Raw genomic sequence first — 21,934 nt, forward strand, 5'->3', positions numbered from 1 at the left:
CAGAAATCATTATCATTTAAAATAAATTTAAATTTTGATTCATCTAAATTTATAAACTTGATCTAGATCAAAAAAAGGAGCCAGTGGGCTCCTTTTTATTAAACGAATCATCGCAAAAAACGATGTCTTTCAAGCTTAAATATCAATTAACTAGAGCGTGTTGACCTTTGCAGTCTGTTTCTGCAGCAGTTTGTTTGGCATTTAGACAAGACAGAGTGATTGTGGTGTAGTAACTCTACACGAATGAGCGATAACGCAGTATAAATGCCAAACAAGCGCTGCCTAAAGGTTCAATCCAAAGCGTTTTGCTCTTTGTTGTCGCTTTTTGACTTAGCCCGCTAGGTCTGCAAAGCAACGCCGCGATCAAAACACTTTGGATTTGAACAGAATTTAGACCGTAAAGGTCAACACGCTCTAGCCTAAAAGCAAATATACAAGTTACTTGGCGCTACTTAATTTGAGCCAAACCAAGCGCAACATTAACAGCGCAAGTAAGGCTCCCGCGCCGTACTCTAGCCACATGGGTAATACATGATGCGATTCTTGTAGCGATGGTACGATTGCGAATTGATATCGTGCTATCAAATAGTCGGTAATAAAGCCGAAAATTAGCGCAACACCAATAACTCCTGTTAAATAAGCGACCACCGCGCGCTTGCCTAGTTCGCTCGCTACCACACCTAATGTAGCTACATTAGTTGCCGGCCCAGCTAACATAAATACCAGCGCAGCACCGGGGCTAACGCCCGACATTAATAACCCTGCGGCAATAGGCGTTGAAGCAGTTGCACATACATACATTGGAATACTAATTAAAATTACGATTAGCATGGCCCAAATTCCACTACCATACTGTTGCAGAAAATCTTGCGGTACAAAGGTTTGCACTAACGCGGCAAAAAACAAACCTATCATCAGCCACTTTGCGGTATCACTTAGCAGTTTGTTAGCACTAAATGAAAATGCACGCTTGAGTTTTGCTGTCGCGGTTTCTGTTACAAGCTGTGTTTCTTTGTTTGTGGAACAGCACGAGGTAGTATTTTCTTTTTGCTCATCAGAATCTTTTACCGAGCAACAAGCAGCACTGGTTGATACATTCGCCTTAGCTTCAGCTACTGTTGGCGCACAACAAGGGGAAGTTTGCACAACAGGCTTTTGCTGAGTACTACAGCATGACGTCTTTTGTTCTGAAACCATATCACTAGCCTGCGCCGCATTTTGCTCTGTGGTGTGCGCACTACTGCAGCAAGTATCATCGGCTTTTTCTTTTATGTTATCGGCGCTTTGTTGCGTATCAAGTTTACTTTCACCGCCCACTAATAAACCCGCAGTAATGGCACTAGCAACCGCCGCAATAGGTCGGATAATTGCCATAAATGGGCCAAGCAAAACATACGAGACAGAAATTGAATCAACACCTGTTTCGGGCGTAGAGACTAAAAATGCCGTGGTTGCGCTTTTTGAGGCTCCCGCCCTTCGCAGCCCGAGTGCCGCTGGAATTACGCCACAAGAACACAGCGGCATTGGCGCACCAATAAGAGCCGCTTTAATGGTAGTAGCAAAGCCCTCTTTGCCAAGGTGGCGATTGAGAAAGTTTTCAGGTAAGTAAACATTAATTAATGCCGCTATAAACAACCCCAATAACAACCAAGGCGCTGAAATAATAAAGAGATCAATAAAGTTATTAACGAGCGTCATTTTGTGCCTCCAGCGCTGAAAGAATTGAACAATGAACGGCGGGCTCGTTACCGCCACAGCATGATTTGTGCAGTAATTTAAGCGAATTTAAAATGGTATTTAACTCGGTAATTTTACGCTCAACTTGCGTTATTTTTTCACTCGTAAAATGTTTAACTTGCTCACAGCTGTGACTTTGCTTATCCACTTTTATTGCAAGTAACTCTTTAATTTCATTCAGTGTAAAGCCTACATCCTTTGCCCTTAGTACAAACGACAGCTGCGCGATGTCTTGTTCAGAATACAAGCGATACCCCGACTCACTGCGCGCCGATGAATTGAGAATGCCTTGCTTTTCATAGTAACGAAGCGTATCGGTCGAGACCGCTAACCGTTTTGCAATTTCACCTATTTTTACCATTTGCCTGCCTAATTGAGATACACTAAATCTAACTTTCCTACTAAGTATAAACCTTAGAGTTAACTCCAAAGTCAAACCAAAACTTTAAAATTATGAAAATTGCTATTCTCGACTACGCAACAATTGAAAATGGTGACTTATCACCGCTAAATGCGCTGACACAAAACATCGCATTATTTGACAATACCACGCCTGCACAAGTGATTGAGCGTTGCCAAGGTATGGACGTGATAATTACCAATAAAGTAGTGATAGACCAAACAGCATTATCTCAACTAAGCACGGTAAAGCTAATTTGCATTGCCGCCACAGGCACCAATAATGTTGATTTAGTGTCGGCTAAAAAGCATGACATTGCCGTTACCAATGTTGCAGGCTATTCCACCGCGAGCGTGGTACAGCACACGTTCGCTTTATTATTTAACTTACTAGGTAATACCCATCAATACATTGCTGATTGTCATAGCAATCAGTGGCAACAAGCGAGCCATTTTTGCTTTTTAGACCACTCAATAGACGAAGTAGCGGGTTTAAAAATGGCATTAATCGGGTATGGCGATTTAGGACGCGCAGTAGCAAAAGCCGCAACAGCATTTGGCATTGAAACTTTGATTAGTGAGCGTAAGAACAGCCCTGTGCGTGACGGTCGAGTTGCATTTGATGACGCGATAGCAAATGCCGATATTGTTTCGGTTCATTGCCCCCTTAACCAAGAAACTGAAAATTTAATTAGTACGCGCGAATTTAAACTAATGAAATCTAGCGCGGTACTAATTAATACTGCACGCGGGGGCATTGTTGATGAAAGTGCACTTGCACACGCACTGCAAACCAAACAAATCAAAGCAGCGGCGATTGATGTTTTAAGCAAAGAACCCGCACAAGACGACAACCCGCTCGTTCAGTATCAAGGAAGCAACTTATTGCTCACACCACATATTGCGTGGGCCAGCAAGCAGTCTATTTCGCGCTTAGTTAAGCAAATAGCGCTAAATATTAGCGCCTTTGAAAATGACGAAACACGTAACCGTGTATAGGGTTGTTGACCTTTTATCGAAAAAACTTCGATTTTTAAGTGAAATTGATACACTCACTTTAACGCGGCTTTAACTCGCTTAGTCGCTTTAATCACTCAAGGGAAACACAATGAAAAAAACAGCCTTAAGTTTAGCGCTGGTTGCAGCACTTGGCCTTAGTGCATGCCAAACAACCAATTCAACAACTGACGCACCTGCAAGCCAACAGCAATCTCAAGCTGCTGCATTTGAAGCGTTTTCAGCACAATTTATTGAAGACTTTTGGCGTCACCGTCCTGAGTGGTCGCAATACGCAGGTTACGGCAAATACGACCATATTTTAACGGTTCCCGACGCTCAAAGCCGCGTTAACGATATTAATTTTGCCAATACGCAACTCGCTAAATTAGCCCAGTTTGACCTTAATAAGTTACCAGCCAATTTAAAAACCGATTATCGTTTAATCGAAAATTTATTAAAGAAAACAATTTGGACAGTAAACACGTTTAAATCGTGGCAATGGAATCCATCAAATTACAATGTTGCCGGTGGGTTTGCACAAATCATTAATAGTCGCTTTGATGATGACAACACAAAAATCACGAAAGTGTTAAAGCGCCTTGAAAATGTACCTGCCTATTATGCAGCAGCCATTGCCAATATTGATACGCCAACACTTGAGTACACACAGTTGGCAATTAGCCAAAATAAAGGAGCATTTAGCGTACTAAATAAAGATTTATTTAATAAAGCTAAAACCTCAAATCTATCGGACGCTGATAAGCAATTATTTGAAACCCGTTTTAAAGCAGCAATAGCTGCGATTAATGAATACATTGAATTCTTAACTAAGCTGGAACAAGAGCTGGTTGCAAACAATAACGCGCGTTCATTTAGAATTGGCGAAGCGCTTTACGAGCAAAAGTTCGCATTTGATATTCAGTCCGGTTACAGCGCAAAAGAGGTTTATCAAAAAGCGTTGGCAGATAAAGAACGTGTTACCGCTGAAATGTTAAAAATCACCGAGCAACTTTGGCCTAAGTATTTTGCCAATACACAGATGCCAAGTGAACCTCAAAAAGCAATTTCAACACTGATTAATCACCTTGCGGTTAAGCACGTAAAACGCGAAAACTTTGTTGAGGAAATTAAAAAACAAATTCCTGAACTTGAAGCCTTTATTAAAGAAAAAGACCTCATAACGCTTGATCCTGAAAAACCGCTAGTGGTGCGCGAAACGCCAGATTATATGCGCGGTTTTGCCGGTGCATCTATTAGTGCACCGGGTCCATATGCGAAAAAAGAAAACACCTACTACAACGTTACGCCACTCGATAATATGAGTGAGGAACAAGCCGAATCGTATTTGAAAGAGTACAACCACTGGATTTTACAAATTTTAAATATTCATGAGGCAATTCCGGGCCATTACACCCAATTAGTTTATTCAAATGAGTCACCGTCTCTCATTAAGAGTATTTTCGGAAACGGCGCAATGATAGAAGGTTGGGCGGTGTACACAGAGCGCATGATGCTAGAAGAAGGTTACGGTAATTTTGAACCAGAAATGTGGCTAATGTACTACAAATGGAATTTACGCGTAATTTGTAACACGATTTTGGATTATCAAATCCAAGTGGAAGGCATCAGTAAAGAACAAGGCCTAGATCTACTTATGAACGGTGCTTTCCAAGAACGCGCTGAGGCAGAAGGCAAATGGCGCCGCGCGACGCTGAGCCAAGTTCAGCTAACAAGCTACTACACGGGCTACCGTGAAATTTACGATTTCCGCGAAGCGCAAAAAGCGGAACTGGGTGACGATTTTGACTTAAAAGCATTCCACGAACAGTTTTTAAGTTACGGCAGCTCACCGGTTAAATACATTCGTGAATTAATGGATAAGTAACCTGTATTCAAACTAAATAATCCAAGATTAAAAGGAAGCATGTGCTTCCTTTTTTATTATCCAAATTAATAGTCTTAGTAATCAGCGTTAACACAGGTGGCCTTCGAATTTATGAAATGAACAGAAATATTTCGTTCTATCACAACATCTTGACTAAGCTTAATGTTATTTATGACAATTCACCTAACAGACTTTACGCAACCTCGGATATTATCATGGTTAAACTAAAACCAAGTTTATTGCTCGCTGTCATTTTTAGCCTTTGCGCTTTGCCGCTTTTTAGTCACTCGTTCGAGCGCAAAGTGGTACAAGAAAAACAACAACAAACGTTTTATTACACTTGGTTTGATGATCAAGACAAAGAACAAAAGCTTAGCTTTAGCTATTCAAACGACCAGCTATTTAACCACTACCGCCGCTTTAAAGGCTTTAACGCACAAGAATACCTCGACAAGATTGATATAAAAGTAAGAAACACCATTAAAGAGTTCGACCGACGTAAATACACACTCGAAACACAGCGTAAAGAACGCAGCATTGAATATAAAGTTTACAGTGATGACAAAGCGCTATTAAAAGACGTGGAAACGCGAGTTGAAAAAGCAAAACAAAGTGCGCGAAAAAGCTATTTACGCAAGCATCACTATGCTGATTTAGAGGCCATCTGGGCAATTGATGCGGTTAGACCCGACTTACCGCGCTTTGTGAAAAATTCATATGACTATATTTCACCGATTAGAGAAGCTATTTTAACTAAGTTTGGCAATAACGTGAGACCAAAAACAGTTATTAACTTTGTGTTAAGTTGGGTACAAGCGATGCCAACATCTGAGTTGCCAGACCGTTTTCATAACAGTGGCGAAAACTTTAAGCCACCTCTTAAGCTGATCCGCCAACAATACGGTGATGTAGATAGCAAACTTGTGCTCACTAGTGCTATTTTAAAAGCGATTTACCCGCGCCTGACCATCGCTATTATTACCTCCCCTAACCATGCGCTAATTGGGTTAAATTTACCGATTCGCAAAGGCGACAAGCATGTTGAAATTAATGGCTTAAAATACTTAGTCGGTGAAGTCACTGGGCCAAAGCAATATCCAATCGCCGAGGTAAGCAGCAGCTCTTGGAGTATGCTGAAAAGTAAGCAATACATAGTTGATATAATTTAAGCTGCACGCGAGATAACACATTATTCTATTGTGGCAACGTTTAATCATTAGAGCATAAAATGTGTTAGCGATAGTTCCGCTTGAACCATCAAAAAAAGGGCTGATAATCATCAGCCCTTTTAACTTTTCATAGATGTCATTTTTAGACACCTTCACTCGTTAGCTTATAAATTTTCTTCTGCAAAGCTCGCTAAACGGCTGCGTACTACACCGTTTAAATTAATCGTGCTGCTGCCTTGGAAGTCTTTAAAACGTTCAACAATATAGGTTAACCCAGAAGTCACTGGGGTTAAATAATTACTGTCAATTTGTGCCAAGTTACCCGAGCAAATTAATTTAGTACCTTCGCCACATCGGGTAATAATGGTTTTTAATTGCGATGCGGTTAAGTTTTGGCTTTCATCTAAAATAACTATGGCATTTTGAATGCTGCGTCCACGCATAAAGTTAATCGACTTAAATTGAATATTGGCTTTTTCCATAATGTAATTACGGCTCGAAACCGGATTTTCATCGTTCTTATGAAGTACTTCTAAAGAGTCGGTTATCGCCGCAAGCCAAGGCATCATTTTCTCTTCTTCGGTACCTGGTAAAAAGCCGATTGATTCTGCAATTTCGGGCGTGTTACGGGTCACGATGACCTTGTCGTACATTCCCCGTTCAATCACAAGTTCAAGGGCGCAAGCCAATGCCAACAAGGTTTTGCCGCAACCAGCTGGGCCTGTCAAAATCACTAAATCCATATGCGGGTCAAGCAACGCATTAATCGCCATTGCTTGATAAACATTTTTGGGCTGAATACCCCAAGCACTGCGTCCCATAATACGTTCAAAACCCAAATCAAGTAGCTTAATATGCTCTTCGTCGTAATCCACAACACGAGCAGCAAAGTGGCCAGTCTCGTCGAGTAAGTACTCATTGATAAAGACTTCATTAAGCAAATTACGTGGTACGGTATGGAACGTATCTCGGCCGCTTTGCTCGCTGTCGCACTCTTTCACATGCTGCCAAAAATCACCATCAAGTTTTTTATAGCCGCTTGTTAGCAAGCTAATATCATCAATGAGCTGATCGGTGCGGTAGTCTTCAACAAACTCAAGCCCAGCTCCTTTTGCCTTTAAGCGCATGTTTATATCTTTAGTGACTAACACTACTTTTACTTCAACTTTTAGCTGCTGCAAATGCAATGCGGTATTAATTATGCGATGGTCATTTTCATCTCCTGGTAAACCCGAAACCGCATCTTCAAACATATGGTCGTTAACAATCGTTAGTTTACCCGTACAATTTTTAGCGACCGTTGAAAGATCAACCCCAGCAAGCATTTCTTCAGGACTTGCGTCTCTTAACACATCATCCAAAGCACGAATAGCAATGCGTGCGTCTCGACTCACATCTTTTTTGCGATCTTTAATGTGGTCCAGCTCTTCTAACACTGTCATTGGGATAACGACTTGATGTTCTTGGAAAGATAAAAAAGCGAAAGGTTCGTGAAGTAGTACGTTGGTATCTAGGACATAGAGTTTATTATCGTTATTGCGCATTTTTCCCATAAGCTGTTCCTTCTCTTAGCTGGCGGGTTTATGGTTTTTGCTTTACTTTTAAGTTTAGTCTATTTCAGGAATTTGGCTTTTTTATGACAAAAAAAGTGCAAAATTCTGGCTAAATTACAAACATTAAAGCGGCGAATAGGTATTAACCTCACGAGTTCTAAATTAACAGGTGAATCCAACGAGAAATCTAGGTAACATAGCCGCCTTTTTTCGATAGTAGCGAGTTAAAAATGAGCTTTTCTTTAGGTCAACGCTGGATCAGCGACACCGAATCCGACTTAGGCTTAGGTACGGTCGTAGCCTGTGAAGGACGCCAAGTAACTATTTTATTCCCAGCCAGTGGTGAGAACCGCGTTTACAGTATTTCTGAAGCACCTGTTACCCGAGTGGCATTTAATGTAGGTGATAAAATTCGTAGCGTTGACGAATGGGAACTCATAGTTGAGCAGGTTGACGAAGAAAATGGCTTGTTTACTTACACTGGTACTCGCGAAGACAATCAAGAACAAGTCGCACTTAAAGAAACCTTTCTTGACCACTTTATTAAGTTTAATAAGCCGCAAGATAAACTGTTTTCAGGGCAAATTGACCGTTTTGATCGCTTTACTCTGCGTCATAACACGCTTACCCATGTTCACCAAAACCAACAATCAAGCTTAAAAGGGTTAGTCGGTGCGCGCGCAAGCCTAATTCCACACCAGCTTTATATTGCTGAAGAAGTGGGCAAACGTTTTGCCCCGCGTGTATTGCTGTCAGATGAAGTTGGCTTAGGTAAAACCATTGAAGCCGGTATGATTATTCACCAACAAGTGCTTACAGGTCGTGCTTCACGCGTGCTTATTGTGGTGCCTGAAAACTTACAGCACCAATGGTTAGTTGAAATGCTGCGTCGCTTCAACTTACAGTTTTCAATTTTTGATGATGAACGCTGTACAGAAGCCTATGCCGATGCAGCAAACCCGTTTGAAACTGAACAGCTGATCCTAACCAGCCTTGAATTTATTACGAAAAAGAAAACTTGGTTTGAGCAAGCAACACTTGCCGATTGGGATTTACTTGTTGTCGATGAAGCGCACCACTTAAAGTGGAGCGAAAAGAAATCAAGCACAGAATACAACCGTATTGCTGAACTAAGCCAAGACATTCCGGGCTTAATTCTACTCACTGCTACGCCTGATCAACTAGGTCACGAAAGTCATTTTGCCCGTTTAAAACTGCTTGATGAAAACCGCTTCTACGATTATCAAGCGTTTGTGGAAGAAGAAAGCCACTATCAAGAAGTTGCTGATGCGGCAAACCAGCTACTAGCTGATGAAGCCTTAAGTGATAACGCAAAACAAACGCTTACATCACTATTAAAAGAAAGTGATATCACCACACTGCTAAACCAAGTTGAAAAAGGTGAGCAAGCGGCTAAAAATGAAATTTTATCAATGTTGCTCGACAGACACGGTACAGGCCGTATTTTGTTCAGAAACAGCCGTAGTAGCATCCAGGGTTTCCCATCACGTGAGCTACACGCTTACCCTGTATCGATGCCGAAACAATACACTACAGCAATGAATGTAATGGGTAATATTGCGGGTTTAAAAGATGCGGAAATGCGCGCTAAACGTGCATTATTTCCAGAAAAGATTTTCCAAGAGTTTGAAGGTGAATCTGCTAGTTGGGCACAATTTGACCCACGTGTTGAATGGTTAGCCGAGAAACTACTTGAGCTAAAACGCGAAAAAGTATTGGTAATTTGTAGTGAAGCGCAAACAGCACTGAGCTTAGAACAAGCAATTCGTGAAAGTGAAGGTATTAAAGCCGCGGTGTTCCACGAAGGTATGAGCATTATTGAACGTGACCGCGCAGCAGCCTACTTCGCCGAGCAAGAAGATGCGGCGCAAGTATTAATCTGTTCTGAAATTGGCTCAGAGGGACGTAACTTCCAGTTTGCCCACCACCTAATTTTATTTGATCTACCACTAAACCCTGATTTACTTGAGCAACGAATTGGACGCTTAGACCGTATTGGTCAAAGCGAAGACATTAAAATTCATGTGCCGTACTTTGAAAACACTGCGCAAGAAGTATTATTCCGCTGGTACCACGATGCGCTAGAAGCATTTGAACACACATTAACCACAGGGCAACTACTGTATTCAGAATACAAAGATGAATTACTGGAGTTCGTGGCAAGCCATAATACCGACGAGGAAGAGCTTGATCCATTACTTGAATCGGTAAATAAGCAAAACCAAGCGTTAAAGCAAAAAATGGAACAAGGTCGCGACCGATTACTTGAACTTCATTCAAAAGGACAAGGCCGCTCAGAGCAATTGGTAAGCGATATTGAATCGCTTGATAACCAAACTGCACTGCCTATGTTCATGATCAAGGTGTTTGATATTTTCGGTATTTCACAAGAAGACCGCGGTGAGAACTCAATTGTTCTTAAACCAACTGAACATATGCTAACGCCATCGTTCCCGTGTTTACGTGACGAAGGTCTAACCGTTACCTTTGACCGCGACACCGCACTTGCACAAGAAGATGTGCACTTTTTAAGTTGGGATCACCCTATGGTGCAAGGTGCAATGGAGCTGATTATTGATGATGATCTCGGCACTACTTCCGTTGCGCTACTTAAAAACAAGCAACTACCTGCGGGAAGTTTCTTTGTTGAGTTAGTGTACCTTGCAGAAACCAGCGCACCAAAAGCACTGCAAATGGGTCGTTTCTTACCAACCACACCTGTGCGTTTATTACTTGATAAAAACGGTAATGATTTAGCTGCGAATGTCGCGTTTGATACGTTTAATCAGCAACTTAATGCGGTTGGTAAACAAACGGCTAGCAAGCTTGCCTCAGCGCTGCAATCAAGCGTTCACCCAATGATTGAAACGGCAAATAAATTAGCACAAAGTCAATTAGACTCACTAAAGCAAAGTGCTAAAGAAAGTGTAAACACTAACTTAGATGATGAGCTAGCACGTTTAAAATCGCTAAAACAACTTAATCCGAACGTACGTGAAGACGAGCTGTTTTATTTGGAAAAGCAAAAGTCACAATTACTTGAGCATGTTGAAAAAGCAGAGCTTAAGCTTGATGCAATCCGCTTAATAGTGGTTTCTCACTAACTATAATTGCTTTAAAATGGGGTTTAGATTAAGCCCCATTTTTTTGCTGGAATCACTGTGCTGTTAAACTATAACCCGCCAACTTCGCCATACATCAATATTCTATATCGTGATGATGACCTAATTATTCTTAATAAACCCAGTGGTTTATTAACCGTGCCGGGCAAAGCGCTTGAGCACAAAGACAGCCTAATTAACCGCGTTAATTTAGTATTTCCAACGGCAACCATAGTACATCGCCTTGATATGGCCACCTCAGGCATTATTTGCCTTGCGCTAAATAAAGCGACGCATCGTGAAATAAGCCGCCAGTTTCAAGACAGAGAAACCAAAAAGCGTTATATCGCTCGCGTCTATGGCAAACTCGAGCCAGAAACAGGTTCTGTGGATCTTCCGTTAATTTGCGATTGGCCAAACCGACCCAAGCAAATGGTAGATCATGAGCGTGGAAAACCCTCTCTTACCCACTATGAAGTATTAAGCTATGAAGAACATGCAACGCGTGTGGCCTTAACGCCAATCACCGGTCGCTCACATCAGTTGCGTGTACATATGTTATCGTTAGGTCATGTGATTTTAGGCGATCGTCTTTATGCGCACGACGACGCACTTGCTATGGCGACAAGATTACAACTTCATGCGCAATACTTAAGCTTCACTCACCCAGTAACAAAACAGCAACTAAGTTTTTATAGTGATCCTGATTTTTAACTAAAATATTAGCTTAGAGTGTCGATAAGCTTAAAAAGCCATAATCTAATCATGCGTGTGAAGCCTAAATTTTACCTTACAGTTTGTTTGTTACTTGTTAGCGCGTTCTTAACGCAAGCTAAGGATGTTGAGTGGCTCGCACCTATCAATAAAGAGCTGCAAAACAATCAAGATGTGTCGCACTACTTCGAACCTTCAGAGGTTGTAACAGTAATGGCTGGCGACAATGAGTTAACAGCCTTGTACCGAGACCACACGGCAGAATTTGAAAAAGGTGTAGCAATCTTAATTGCTGATTGGCACTTAACCCAATCGAATGACCGTGGCATCGACTTTTTACGCAAATCACTAAATGATTATGGATGGGTTACTTACAGCATTAGCGCAGGTAGTAGCCCCCGCATAAATAATGATGAATTGCCGGAAAATAATAACGTAAGCGTTGCACCAAGTTTATCGCAATTTAAAAAGCCCGACCTCGACGCCTACGCACTTAGTTTAACCAGCCGTTTTAAAGCCATGTATCAGCAAGCGTTGACTCACCCGGGTTTTGTAATTGTGATTACACAGGGACAAAGCGGCGCAATTTTAAATAGTTATCTTAATCAGCAAACATCGGAACAAATTGACGCACTGATTTTGCTTAATAACTTTTATAGCGAAGCGCAGAAAAACAAGTCACTAAACCAAACCATCACTACGACCCCGTGGCCAACACTGGATATTTATTATCAAAGCCACAACCATTGGCTTAACCAACAAATGGTACAGCGCAAAAAGCTTGCACGGCGTAACCATAAATTAAACTATCGCCAACGCGCATTATTTGGCAACCAATCCAGTGAGCAGCAACATCAGCGTTTATCTAAAGAAATATATGGTTTTTTAACCTGGTTAGGTATTTAACGAATCCCCTCTAGTTCAGCTTTTAAAGCCTAACATGCTACTTCGCTTTTAAATATTCATATGCTGCTTGAATATCTTGGCTTTTCTGTTTGGCGAGCTGCATCATCTCAGGTGGTAACCCCTGCGACACTAATTTATCTGGATGGTGCTGAGCCATCAATTTACGATAAGCTTTTTTAATCGCTTTTTCGTCGGCATTACTATCTAACCCTAGCACTTGTAATGCTGCACTTTTTGTTAATGCCGTATCTTGCGCTTTGTTCGTTGACGAGCGATGAGATTGCTGCTGATTTTGCTTTGTATGTTGATAACGATGAAACTCAAATTCTGCAATATAACGCTTTAAAATAAACTTAAAGTGAGTATTGTTAATGCCAATATATTTACTCACCTGCTTAAGTAAATCGCGCTCTTTATCGCTTAACTCACCATCGCTAAATGCCATTTGAATTTGAATTTCAAGAAACAATTGGATTAAATCATAACGACCTGAAAAGCGGTCGCGAAAATCTTTAAGTACTGATTTAAAAGGGAAGTCAGCCTGTTTTCCACTGCGAAATGCGTTTTGCGCATCGCGGCGCGCGTCGTCGATTAACCCCATTTCATCCATAAAACGAGAAGCGGCACTAATATGCTGTTCGTTGACGCGACCATTCGATTTGGCAATATGACCCATTACGGCAAAACAGGTATAAGAAAATAACGCTTGTTTTTCAGAGACGCTGCTATTGTCGAAAAAGCCTTGAAAGCCACCGGCTTTATTAAAGTCTTGCTTTAAACCGCGATCAAATAAATGGCCTAAATAAAGACCTAAAATTGCGCCAAACCATTTACCAAATAAGAAGCCAAACCCAGCACCTAATAACTTTCCCCACATTTAGTTTAATACTCCTGTTGGTTAATTTCGGCTAATCGCTCAGGTGTGCCGATATCTTGCCAATTGCCAATGTACAGTTCGGCGGTCACTAATTTTTCGGCCATTTTCTCTCGCAGCATTGGCGCGAGTGGTAAAAAATCCGCCTTGGTATTAGCAAAAAATGACTTATGGTAAAGCGCTATACCGGCAAATGTATGTTTTATTTCGGCATCGCTATCACTTGAAGCAACCCCTTGTACTAACGAAAAATCACCGTTTGGGTTATGTGCTGGATTTTCAACTAACACTAAGTGCGCTTGTTGCGGCAATAGCGCAATTTGCGTCAAACTTGCTGCATCATAATCAGTAAAAATATCACCGTTTATGACAATAAATGTCTCGGTAAGTAAATCGAGGGCATTGATAATACCACCGGCAGTTTCTAAACCTTCCCCGCCTTCGTCACTATAAATGAGACTAACGCCAAATTGGCTGCCATCGCCTAATGTATTGCGAATACTTTCACTACACCACGCCAAATTAATCACAATTTCGCTAATACCTGCCGCTTTTAAACGTTCAATATGATACTCAATAAGCGGTTTGCCATTCACTTTTAACATGGGTTTTGCGATATCTGCCGTTAATGGCATCATTCGTTTACCGCGCCCAGCCGCTAAGATCATTGCTCTCATAATTTTGCCTTTAAGCTTGGTAAAACACTCACTTTAAGCCATTGTGAAAAGTAACCTAAGACAGGAAATGAATGTGCTAATTCGTCGCATGCTTCAACAACGTAATGCATGGTATCGAGCACATGAGGTAGATAGCCTTGTTTGTTATCTCGAATACTTAATCGACAAAAAATACCCGCAGCTTTTAAGTGACGCTGAATACCGGTTAAGGTATATAAGAGTTCAAAATCATCAAACGATAAACCGACTGTCATTCCCGCTTTTTCGTACTGCGCAAACCCGTAGCGTACAAGTTCTTGACGAAACGTCTTTGGTAAAATGTGATAGCAATCTTTGGTAAGTGACACTAAATCATAGGTGAGCGGGCCTTGCACCGCATCTTGATAATCGATAATTGCCAGCTGTTGTTGCCATACCATTAAGTTTCGACTGTGGTAATCACGGTGCATTGTCACTTTAGGCTGCATTTCTAACGCATTAATTAGTTGTTGCTTCACTTGTTGCCATGTTTTTTGCGCGCCAGTATCCATTGTAATCTGACAAAACTGCTCAATTAACCAGTGATTAAAAATTTCTAGTTCAAGATCGATAAACGTAGCATCATACGGCTTCATTGCGCTGGTTTTTGCTAACTTTGCAATGTTAGGCAGCATATCAATCGCTTGCTGATACAGTTTCTGCTCATTCCCTTGCCCTAAATAATCGGCAAAGTGAGTACTTCCTAAGTCTTCAATAAGCAGTAAACCTAATTCTTTATCTACTGCTAGAATTTGTGGCACTTTAAAAGAGCCCTGACTAAACAGATGATTAAGTTCAATAAAGGGTTTGTTATCGACTAAATTTGGTGGCGAAACCATTAAGATATAAGTGTGGTTATCAGTAAAAACACGAAAGTACTTACGAAAACTCGCGTCACCTGTAATCAGCTCAACTTTGAATGCGTTTTGTTGTTCTAAATTCGGTAAGTTTTGCGTTAAAAACGCATCAAACATTTGGTTATGCAAGGCTTAACCCCAACTACAATTAATTACAAATTGTGCATTGTCCTGTGCCATTTGCTAACAGACTATAAATGGCGCTTAATTGCACAAGTATTTTTCTCTTTTCAATGGTATATTAACAGTTCAAGTAATGAGAGAAATCATTAAAATTAAATTATTATAGGCTTAGTTACGTGTGCGCTTTAAATTATGCTCAAAGCAGCAAGTTTTTGGTGCAACAAAATGCCGCTGTTTAACCATATAAAATTAAGTGTAAGCTCCGAAATTCGCTTACTGACAAAAACAGCGCATAGTATAAAACGTAAGTAAGGTCTTTTTCACAAGGTTATCTGATTAATGAAACGCCCTTTTGGCATATTTGCGACACTGATTTTTATGTCACCTCTGGCCAGTGCTTCAGATATGTTTTCTCTGTGCGAAACCGATCCTAACTTAAGCTGGCAGTCTACTTCACAGCTTGCTGTTGGTCAGCTTGCGATTAATGCAGATCAGGTAGAATTAGCAGGAAAAAACAAAGCGCTCTTTAGCGGCAACGTGATGATGGACTCGACACAAATGAGTCTGACCGCATCTAGCGCTGAACTTGATAAGATAAATGGCATGCTCAATGCGATTGGCCCAATTGTTTATCAGGATCCCAACAGCTATATTTCATCAAAACACTTTTTTGCTAACTTAACCACATCTGAGTTATCTCTCGGTGACGCTAAATATCAATTTACCCAACAAGCTGGTCGTGGCGAAGCCAAACTGCTTGAAGTAAATCAATCACTTTTGCTCTTGCAAGATGCCAGCTTTACAACTTGTCCAAGCGATAACCCTGTGTGGGCGCTGGATGCGAAAAAAATTAAACTATCACAAGAAGAAGGCTGGGGTGAAACCTACGGTGCTGTACTAAAAGTGTATGACACACCGGTGTTTTACCTACCGTATTTTACCTTTCCAATATCGGATAAACGTAAATCTGGTTTTATTCAACCAACATTTACCAGCTCTAATCGTTATGGTTTAGAGATTGAAACTCCGTTTTATTGGAATATTGCGCCAGATATGGATGCGACGATTACTCCGCGTTACATGTCAAATCAGGGTTTTCAGCTGCAAACCGAGTTTCGCTATTTAACTGAAGAGCACCAAGGTATGGCTGCAATTGAGTATCTTAATAGCGATGATTCTGAACCTGAATTGGGCAGCCGCTATTTATTACATTTGAGCCAATACAGCAAAATTGACGATAACTGGCGAGGCCAAATCGACATCACGAATATCAGTGATGATAACTATATTAACGATATGGGGTCGAGCTACGCTAATCGTACCGATACCCAGCTTAATCACTTAATTCAGTTAACTCATTTAGGTGATTACTGGCATACCGATATGAAATTACAAGGCTTTGAGGTACTTGGTGATCATTTAGAGTCTTATCGCGCACTACCCCAAATTACCTTTAGCCAAGTTAATGCGTTTGATTTTTATGGTGCCGACTTTACTTTAAACGGTGAATTTGCCCATTTTCAAAACGAAGAAGCATTGGTTGAAAAAGCTACCCGTGTTCACTTAGAACCTAAGCTAAGCTACGGCATTAGCGACTACGCATGGAGCTTTTTATCTGAGGTTAGTTTGCTGCAAACGAATTACCATCAACAAGGCGATTTACTTGGCACTCAGTTAGAGGAAAACGTAAACCGTACCTTGCCAAAACTGCGCCTTTACGGACAAATTAATTTTGAACGTGATACGCATTGGTTAGTGGATAACGGCCTACAAACACTTGAACCAAAAGCGCAGTATTTGTTTATTCCAGAAAAAGATCAGTCAAATATCGGCTTATACGATACGGTAAAGCTTCAAGATGATTTCCACGGATTGTTTCGCGAGCAACGCTTCTCAGGCGTAGACCGTATTGCTACGGCAAACCAATTTACCTTAGGTGCAACAACACGTATATTTAATCAACAAAATAACGAAGTATTTAACTTCAGCATTGGTCAAATCTTTTACGTCTCGGATGACGCTAAACCGTCTGAGATTGACGACAATGCGAGTTATAACTCGTTATTTGCCAGTGAAGCTATGTTACATTGGCACAAGAATTGGTACCTGTCAGCAGGTATGCAATACGATACTGACGGCAGCGACCTTGTTAACTCACACCTCACCCTCGATTATAAAGGGGATAATAATGAGTTAATTCAATTGAACCATAGGTACGCAAACAATGTCTCAGGAAATACAATTGAGCAAGTTGGTATTTTTGCTAGCTACCCAATTGGTGAGCAATGGCAACTTGTTTCGAGCTACCAGCGCGACCTAGAATCAGATCGCAGCGTGGAGTTTTTAACTGGTGTACAATACCAATCATGTTGTTGGGCGATTCAATTATCTGGTAGCAGACAAATCGAAACTGACTTAAATAAACCTGTTGGTCAATTTGCTAATGAATCAGCTAAATTTGACTCGAGTATTCAAATTAAATTTATAATGGGTCTAGATGCGCAAAAACTACTCAACCAAAGCATCTTTAGTTATCGCAGACCTTATTTTTTAACAAATTAATATGTAAGTAGAAAAAATCAATGAAGTTAAAACGATTAATGACAGCGGGCGTTGCCCTACTTGCTTTCTGCCAAAGCGCATACAGCCTTACTGAACTTGATAGCGTTGCCGTAAAAGTTAATGACGGTGTTATTTTACAAAGTGAAGTAGACGCGCTGGTAAACCGCGTTAAAAACCGTGCAAAAGATTCTGGTCAGGAACTGCCTTCAGAAACGGCGCTAAGACGTCAAGCAATCGATAAACTCATTGACCAAGCTCTGCTACTGCAAATGGGTGAGCGTATTGGTTTACGTATTTCTGATGCACAATTAGACCAAACCCTTTCGCAAATGGCTCGCGAGCAAGGTGCAACCCTTGACGATATGCGCCGCTCACTAGAAGCAAGCGGCGATAACTTCCAAACTTATCGTGAAGAAATTCGCAACGAAATGGTTGCTAGCCGCACGATGCGTGCAAGTGTTGAGCGTCGCGTTTACGTAAGCCTACAAGAAGTACAAAACTTACTGCGTATTTTAGAGCAGCAAGGGCAAACAAACGAAGAATACGATATCGGTCATATCCTGATTGAAATCCCTGAAAACGCAACTGCGGAAGATATCAAAACACAAAAAGAACGTGCTGAAGCCGTTATAAGATTATTAAACGAAGGTCGCGAATTTAAGCAAATAGCAATTGCGTCATCAGGTGGTGGTAAAGCACTTGAAGGTGGGCAATTAGGTTGGATGAACATTAACGAAATGCCAACACTATTCGCTGAGGCGGTAAAAGGCCATAAGAAAGGCGACATTGTCGGCCCACTTCGTTCAGGCGCTGGTTTCCACATCGTCAAACTACAAGATGTACGTGGTGTTGAAGTCGTTGAAGCGGTGGAGCTAAAAGTACGCCATATTCTTGTTAAGCCATCTATTATTGTATCGGAAGAAAAAGCGCGCTCTATGCTCGCTGGTTTTGTTGAAGACTTAAAAGCAGGTAATGCTGACTTTGGTGAGCTAGCTAAAGAGCATTCTGAAGATCCAGGTTCAGCATTAAACGGTGGTGAATATGACTGGACAGACCCGAACTCTTGGGTAGGCGAATTTAAAGAAACCGCATTGGGTTTAGAAAAAGGCCAACTTAGTGAACCGTTCAGAACCCAATACGGCTGGCATATTATGGAATTATTAGACCGTCGCGTATCAGACAAAACTGAGCTTGTTAAACAAAACCGCGCGCACCAAATGATTTTTAATCGTCGCTTTAAAGAAGAAAGCTTTACGTTCCAGCGTGAATTACGCGAACAAGCTTATATTGAAGTTGTAGAAGAATAGTTATGACATTACGTATTGCAGTTACACCGGGGGAACCGGCAGGTATTGGGCCAGACCTTATTTTACAGCTGGCCCAACAAGATTGGCCTGCAGAACTTGTTGTAATTGCTGATAACAGTCTGCTAAAACAACGTGCAAAATTACTTGGCATAGATATTCAACTTATTGAATATCAGCCAAATAACGCTGCACAACCACATAATGCTGGTAGCTTAACAGTTAAACATATTCCATTAGCAGAAGACGTGATTGCTGGCGAACTCAATGACACCAACGGACAATACGTACTTGATACGCTGAAATATGCCTCTGATGGCAATATGCAAGGTGAATTTGCTGCTGTGGTCACAGGCCCTGTGCATAAAGGCATTATTAACCAAGCAGGTATTTCATTTAGTGGTCATACTGAGTTTTTTGCTCAGCAATCAAATACGCCTGATGTTGTAATGATGCTCGCTACCGAGGGCTTACGCGTTGCTTTAGTAACAACGCATATTCCTTTGGCGTATGTATCTAAAGCAATTACTGAAGACCGTTTAAGCAAAGTGACGCGTATTTTGCATCATGATTTAACCACTAAATTTGGCATTGAATCAGCAAAAATTTATGTCTGTGGTTTAAACCCGCACGCAGGCGAAAATGGCCACTTAGGCCGAGAAGAAATCGAAGTCATTTCACCTACCCTAGAGCAGCTTAGAAATGAAGGCATTAACCTTGTCGGTCCGTTGCCAGCAGATACTTTATTTCAAGATAAATACCTAAAAGATGCCGATGCAGTGCTTGCAATGTATCACGATCAGGGATTACCTGTGTTAAAATACAAAGGGTTTGGTAATTCAGTTAATATCACCCTAGGTTTACCGTTTATCCGCACATCTGTGGATCATGGTACCGCTCTCGATTTAGCCGCTACAGGCGAAGCCGATGTGGGTAGTTTTGAATTAGCAATTTCAAAAGCAATTGAAATGGCAAGTAAAAGCGCACAATAGATGAATGATAAAGTACACTTAGGGCACCGCGCCCGAAAACGTTTTGGTCAAAACTTTCTACACGATACAAGCATTATCGATAAGATAGTAACCGCAATTGATCCAAAACCTGGCGATAACCTGGTTGAGATTGGTCCTGGTCTTGGCGCAATTACAGAGCCAGTGGCAGAGCTAACAGACCATTTAACGGTAGTTGAGCTAGATAAAGATCTTGCCCATCGCTTGATTCATCACCCATTTCTTGCCGACAAGCTGACCGTGCATCAAGGTGATGCCATGCAGTTTGACTTTGCATCACTTATTAAAGATGAGCGCAAACTTAAAGTATTTGGTAATTTACCTTATAACGTTTCAACGCCGCTTCTGTTTCATTTATTTGAGTTTTATCAAAATATTGAGCACATGCACTTTATGCTGCAAAAAGAAGTGGTTAAACGCATGGTCGCAAGCCCTGACAGCAAAGCCTTTGGCCGATTAAGTGTGATGACACAATATTATTGTCATGCAATGCCTGTTATTGATGTGCCACCTGAGTGCTTTAAGCCCGCACCTAAAGTGGATTCAGCGGTTATCCGCCTGATCCCTAAATCGCCAGATCAATTAAAGGCAAAGAGCACTAAAATCCTTAACACGGTATGCTTAGAAGCGTTTAACCAAAGACGTAAAACAATTCGTAATAGTTTATCGAATTTATTAACGCCTGAAGAAATTGAAAACTTAGGGTTAGATTTAAAGCTACGCGCTGAAAACCTTTCTCTAGACACTTTTGTAAAGATCGCAAACTGGATTTATGACAACAAGCAGTAATTCTCCAATTAAAGTATCGGTAGAAACGTTTTATGTTGATGGTCAATCTGAACCAGAAAAAGATAAATACGTTTTTGCCTATACTGTAACAATCAAGAACCACAGTTTATGTTCATCTAAGTTGCTTAGCCGCTACTGGTTGATTACCGATGCTAACGGTAAAGAAACCGAAGTTGAAGGTGAAGGTGTGGTTGGTGAAACACCAACAATTGGACCTGGTGAAAGCTACACCTATACATCAGGTGCAGTATTAGATACCCCAATCGGGACAATGCAAGGTTATTACCAAATGCGTAACGAGTTTGGTGCTGAATACCAAGCCCCGATTGAAGTATTTCGCCTTGCTAGTGATGTTGTATTACATTAATTAAGCAAATATGGCTAAGTATGTAATTGGTGATCTGCAAGGGTGCTTTAATGAGTTTACTTCGTTATTAAAAACAGTAGATTTTAACCCAAGCCGCGATCACCTTTACTTAGTTGGTGATATTGTTGCTCGTGGTCCAGATTCACTGGCGTGTTTAAAATATCTTTTTGCTCAGCAAGGCAGTGTGACTATAACGCTAGGCAATCACGATTTACATCTACTGGCTACGTATTTCACGCAAAAAACGCCCAATCCAAAAGATAACTTACAAGCCTTATTCAACGCAAAAAAGCTCCCAGCTTACATTGAGTTTTTAAGACAACAACCGCTCGCGGTATGGCTTGAAAAGTATAATACCTTTATTTCCCACGCTGGGTTAAATCCTCAATTATCATTGCAAAAAGCGCTTGAGCTCTGTGCTAAAGCACAAAAAAAATACCAAGGTGACAACGCACAGTTTTACCTAGCAAATATGTATGGCAACAGCGTTAATTGTATTTCACAAGCTACTGATAAACTGTCGCGCTTTACCTACACCGTAAATGCATTTTCGCGTATGCGCTTTGTTAATCAACATGGGCAAATGGACTTTGCGCATAAAGGACCTGCTAGCCAAAAATCACCCGAATTATTTCCATGGTTTGATGTGAATGCAAATAATCATTCAGGTATTAATATTTGTTTCGGTCACTGGGCTGCATTAAAAGGACAAACACCTTATCCAAATTTATTTGCTCTTGATACGGGTTGTGTATGGGGCGAGCATATGACTTTGCTTGAGCTAAAATCAAAGAAAAAACATTATTGCAATAACTACAAAGAACATAAAAACAGTACTTAAGTTGTATTTTAAATACTACAATTAACTA

Annotated in this window: 18 protein-coding genes; 12 read left to right on the forward strand and 6 right to left on the reverse strand. The window is 41.0% G+C overall.

The annotated features are described in order from the left end of the window. Positions 1 to 438: 438 nt before the first annotated feature. Together AN214_RS10560 and zntR are read right to left on the reverse strand one after the other, a co-directional pair. On the reverse strand, positions 439 to 1,698 hold the full coding sequence (locus AN214_RS10560; RefSeq protein ID WP_054979702.1) for an SO_0444 family Cu/Zn efflux transporter: 1,260 nt from the start codon (positions 1,696 to 1,698) through the stop codon (positions 439 to 441). After that, positions 1,685 to 2,098: a Zn(2+)-responsive transcriptional regulator gene (zntR, locus tag AN214_RS10565; RefSeq protein ID WP_054979703.1), complete on the reverse strand. Its 414-nt coding sequence runs from the start codon at positions 2,096 to 2,098 to the stop codon at positions 1,685 to 1,687. The genes AN214_RS10560 and zntR overlap by 14 nt, the downstream gene beginning before the upstream one ends. A gap of 92 nt (positions 2,099 to 2,190) precedes the next feature. Here zntR and AN214_RS10570 point away from each other — a divergent pair, with 92 nt between their 5' ends. The 3 genes from AN214_RS10570 to AN214_RS10580 all read left to right on the forward strand — a co-directional run bounded on the left by AN214_RS10570 (position 2,191) and on the right by AN214_RS10580 (position 6,189). Next, positions 2,191 to 3,135 (forward strand): D-2-hydroxyacid dehydrogenase, encoded by a 945-nt coding sequence (locus AN214_RS10570; protein WP_054979704.1) that lies wholly within the window; start codon positions 2,191 to 2,193, stop codon positions 3,133 to 3,135. A gap of 109 nt (positions 3,136 to 3,244) precedes the next feature. Further along, positions 3,245 to 5,020, forward strand: coding sequence for a DUF885 domain-containing protein (locus AN214_RS10575; protein WP_054979705.1), 1,776 nt, complete (start codon positions 3,245 to 3,247; stop codon positions 5,018 to 5,020). Positions 5,021 to 5,235: 215 nt separating this feature from the next. Continuing rightward, entirely contained in the window at positions 5,236 to 6,189 is a 954-nt protein-coding gene (locus AN214_RS10580) for a hypothetical protein (RefSeq protein ID WP_054979706.1), read from the forward strand. A 164-nt stretch (positions 6,190 to 6,353) separates the two neighbouring features. Here AN214_RS10580 and AN214_RS10585 read toward each other — a convergent pair whose 3' ends face one another. Beyond that, entirely contained in the window at positions 6,354 to 7,742 is a 1,389-nt protein-coding gene (locus AN214_RS10585) for a PhoH family protein (protein WP_054979707.1), read from the reverse strand. A 230-nt stretch (positions 7,743 to 7,972) separates the two neighbouring features. On the opposite strand from AN214_RS10585, the gene rapA reads away from it, so the two are divergent. The 3 genes from rapA to AN214_RS10600 are packed head-to-tail and all read left to right on the forward strand — an operon-like array spanning position 7,973 to position 12,484. Beyond that, positions 7,973 to 10,867, forward strand: coding sequence for an RNA polymerase-associated protein RapA (rapA, locus tag AN214_RS10590; RefSeq protein WP_054979708.1), 2,895 nt, complete (start codon positions 7,973 to 7,975; stop codon positions 10,865 to 10,867). A 57-nt stretch (positions 10,868 to 10,924) separates the two neighbouring features. After that, positions 10,925 to 11,578 (forward strand): bifunctional tRNA pseudouridine(32) synthase/23S rRNA pseudouridine(746) synthase RluA, encoded by a 654-nt coding sequence (gene rluA, locus AN214_RS10595; protein ID WP_054979709.1) that lies wholly within the window; start codon positions 10,925 to 10,927, stop codon positions 11,576 to 11,578. Positions 11,579 to 11,635: 57 nt separating this feature from the next. After that, positions 11,636 to 12,484, forward strand: coding sequence for a DUF3530 family protein (locus AN214_RS10600; RefSeq protein WP_161805679.1), 849 nt, complete (start codon positions 11,636 to 11,638; stop codon positions 12,482 to 12,484). 37 nt (positions 12,485 to 12,521) lie between these two features. Here the strand turns inward: AN214_RS10600 and djlA are convergent, their stop codons facing one another. From djlA to AN214_RS10615, 3 genes are read right to left on the reverse strand one after another with little or no spacing between them, the layout of a single operon-like run. Then, a complete protein-coding gene (djlA, locus tag AN214_RS10605) occupies positions 12,522 to 13,361 on the reverse strand; it encodes a co-chaperone DjlA (protein WP_054979711.1) in 840 nt (279 codons plus the stop codon). A gap of 5 nt (positions 13,362 to 13,366) precedes the next feature. After that, positions 13,367 to 14,035 carry an N-acetylmuramate alpha-1-phosphate uridylyltransferase MurU gene (gene murU, locus AN214_RS10610; RefSeq protein WP_054979712.1) on the reverse strand — a complete coding sequence of 223 codons (669 nt, stop codon included), beginning with the start codon at positions 14,033 to 14,035 and terminating at the stop codon, positions 13,367 to 13,369. Beyond that, positions 14,032 to 15,039, reverse strand: coding sequence for an aminoglycoside phosphotransferase family protein (locus tag AN214_RS10615; protein ID WP_152960752.1), 1,008 nt, complete (start codon positions 15,037 to 15,039; stop codon positions 14,032 to 14,034). The genes murU and AN214_RS10615 overlap by 4 nt, the downstream gene beginning before the upstream one ends. A gap of 333 nt (positions 15,040 to 15,372) precedes the next feature. Here AN214_RS10615 and lptD point away from each other — a divergent pair, with 333 nt between their 5' ends. The 6 genes from lptD to AN214_RS10645 are packed head-to-tail and all read left to right on the forward strand — an operon-like array spanning position 15,373 to position 21,906. After that, positions 15,373 to 17,595, forward strand: a complete 2,223-nt coding sequence (gene lptD / locus AN214_RS10620) for an LPS assembly protein LptD (protein ID WP_054979714.1) — start codon at positions 15,373 to 15,375, stop codon at positions 17,593 to 17,595. Positions 17,596 to 17,615: 20 nt separating this feature from the next. Continuing rightward, complete coding sequence (gene surA / locus AN214_RS10625; RefSeq protein WP_054979715.1) at positions 17,616 to 18,902, forward strand: peptidylprolyl isomerase SurA; 1,287 nt, start codon at positions 17,616 to 17,618, stop codon at positions 18,900 to 18,902. A 2-nt stretch (positions 18,903 to 18,904) separates the two neighbouring features. Continuing rightward, positions 18,905 to 19,891, forward strand: a complete 987-nt coding sequence (pdxA, locus tag AN214_RS10630; protein ID WP_054979716.1) for a 4-hydroxythreonine-4-phosphate dehydrogenase PdxA — start codon at positions 18,905 to 18,907, stop codon at positions 19,889 to 19,891. Further along, positions 19,892 to 20,698, forward strand: coding sequence for a 16S rRNA (adenine(1518)-N(6)/adenine(1519)-N(6))-dimethyltransferase RsmA (gene rsmA, locus AN214_RS10635; protein ID WP_054979717.1), 807 nt, complete (start codon positions 19,892 to 19,894; stop codon positions 20,696 to 20,698). Continuing rightward, positions 20,682 to 21,065: a Co2+/Mg2+ efflux protein ApaG gene (apaG, locus tag AN214_RS10640; RefSeq protein ID WP_010560925.1), complete on the forward strand. Its 384-nt coding sequence runs from the start codon at positions 20,682 to 20,684 to the stop codon at positions 21,063 to 21,065. Before rsmA ends, apaG begins: the two co-directional genes overlap by 17 nt. A gap of 10 nt (positions 21,066 to 21,075) precedes the next feature. Then, positions 21,076 to 21,906 carry a symmetrical bis(5'-nucleosyl)-tetraphosphatase gene (locus AN214_RS10645; RefSeq protein ID WP_054979718.1) on the forward strand — a complete coding sequence of 277 codons (831 nt, stop codon included), beginning with the start codon at positions 21,076 to 21,078 and terminating at the stop codon, positions 21,904 to 21,906. Positions 21,907 to 21,934: the final 28 nt, after the last annotated feature.

The organism is Pseudoalteromonas sp. P1-9 (assembly GCF_001399975.1).
Classification (GTDB): domain Bacteria; phylum Pseudomonadota; class Gammaproteobacteria; order Enterobacterales; family Alteromonadaceae; genus Pseudoalteromonas.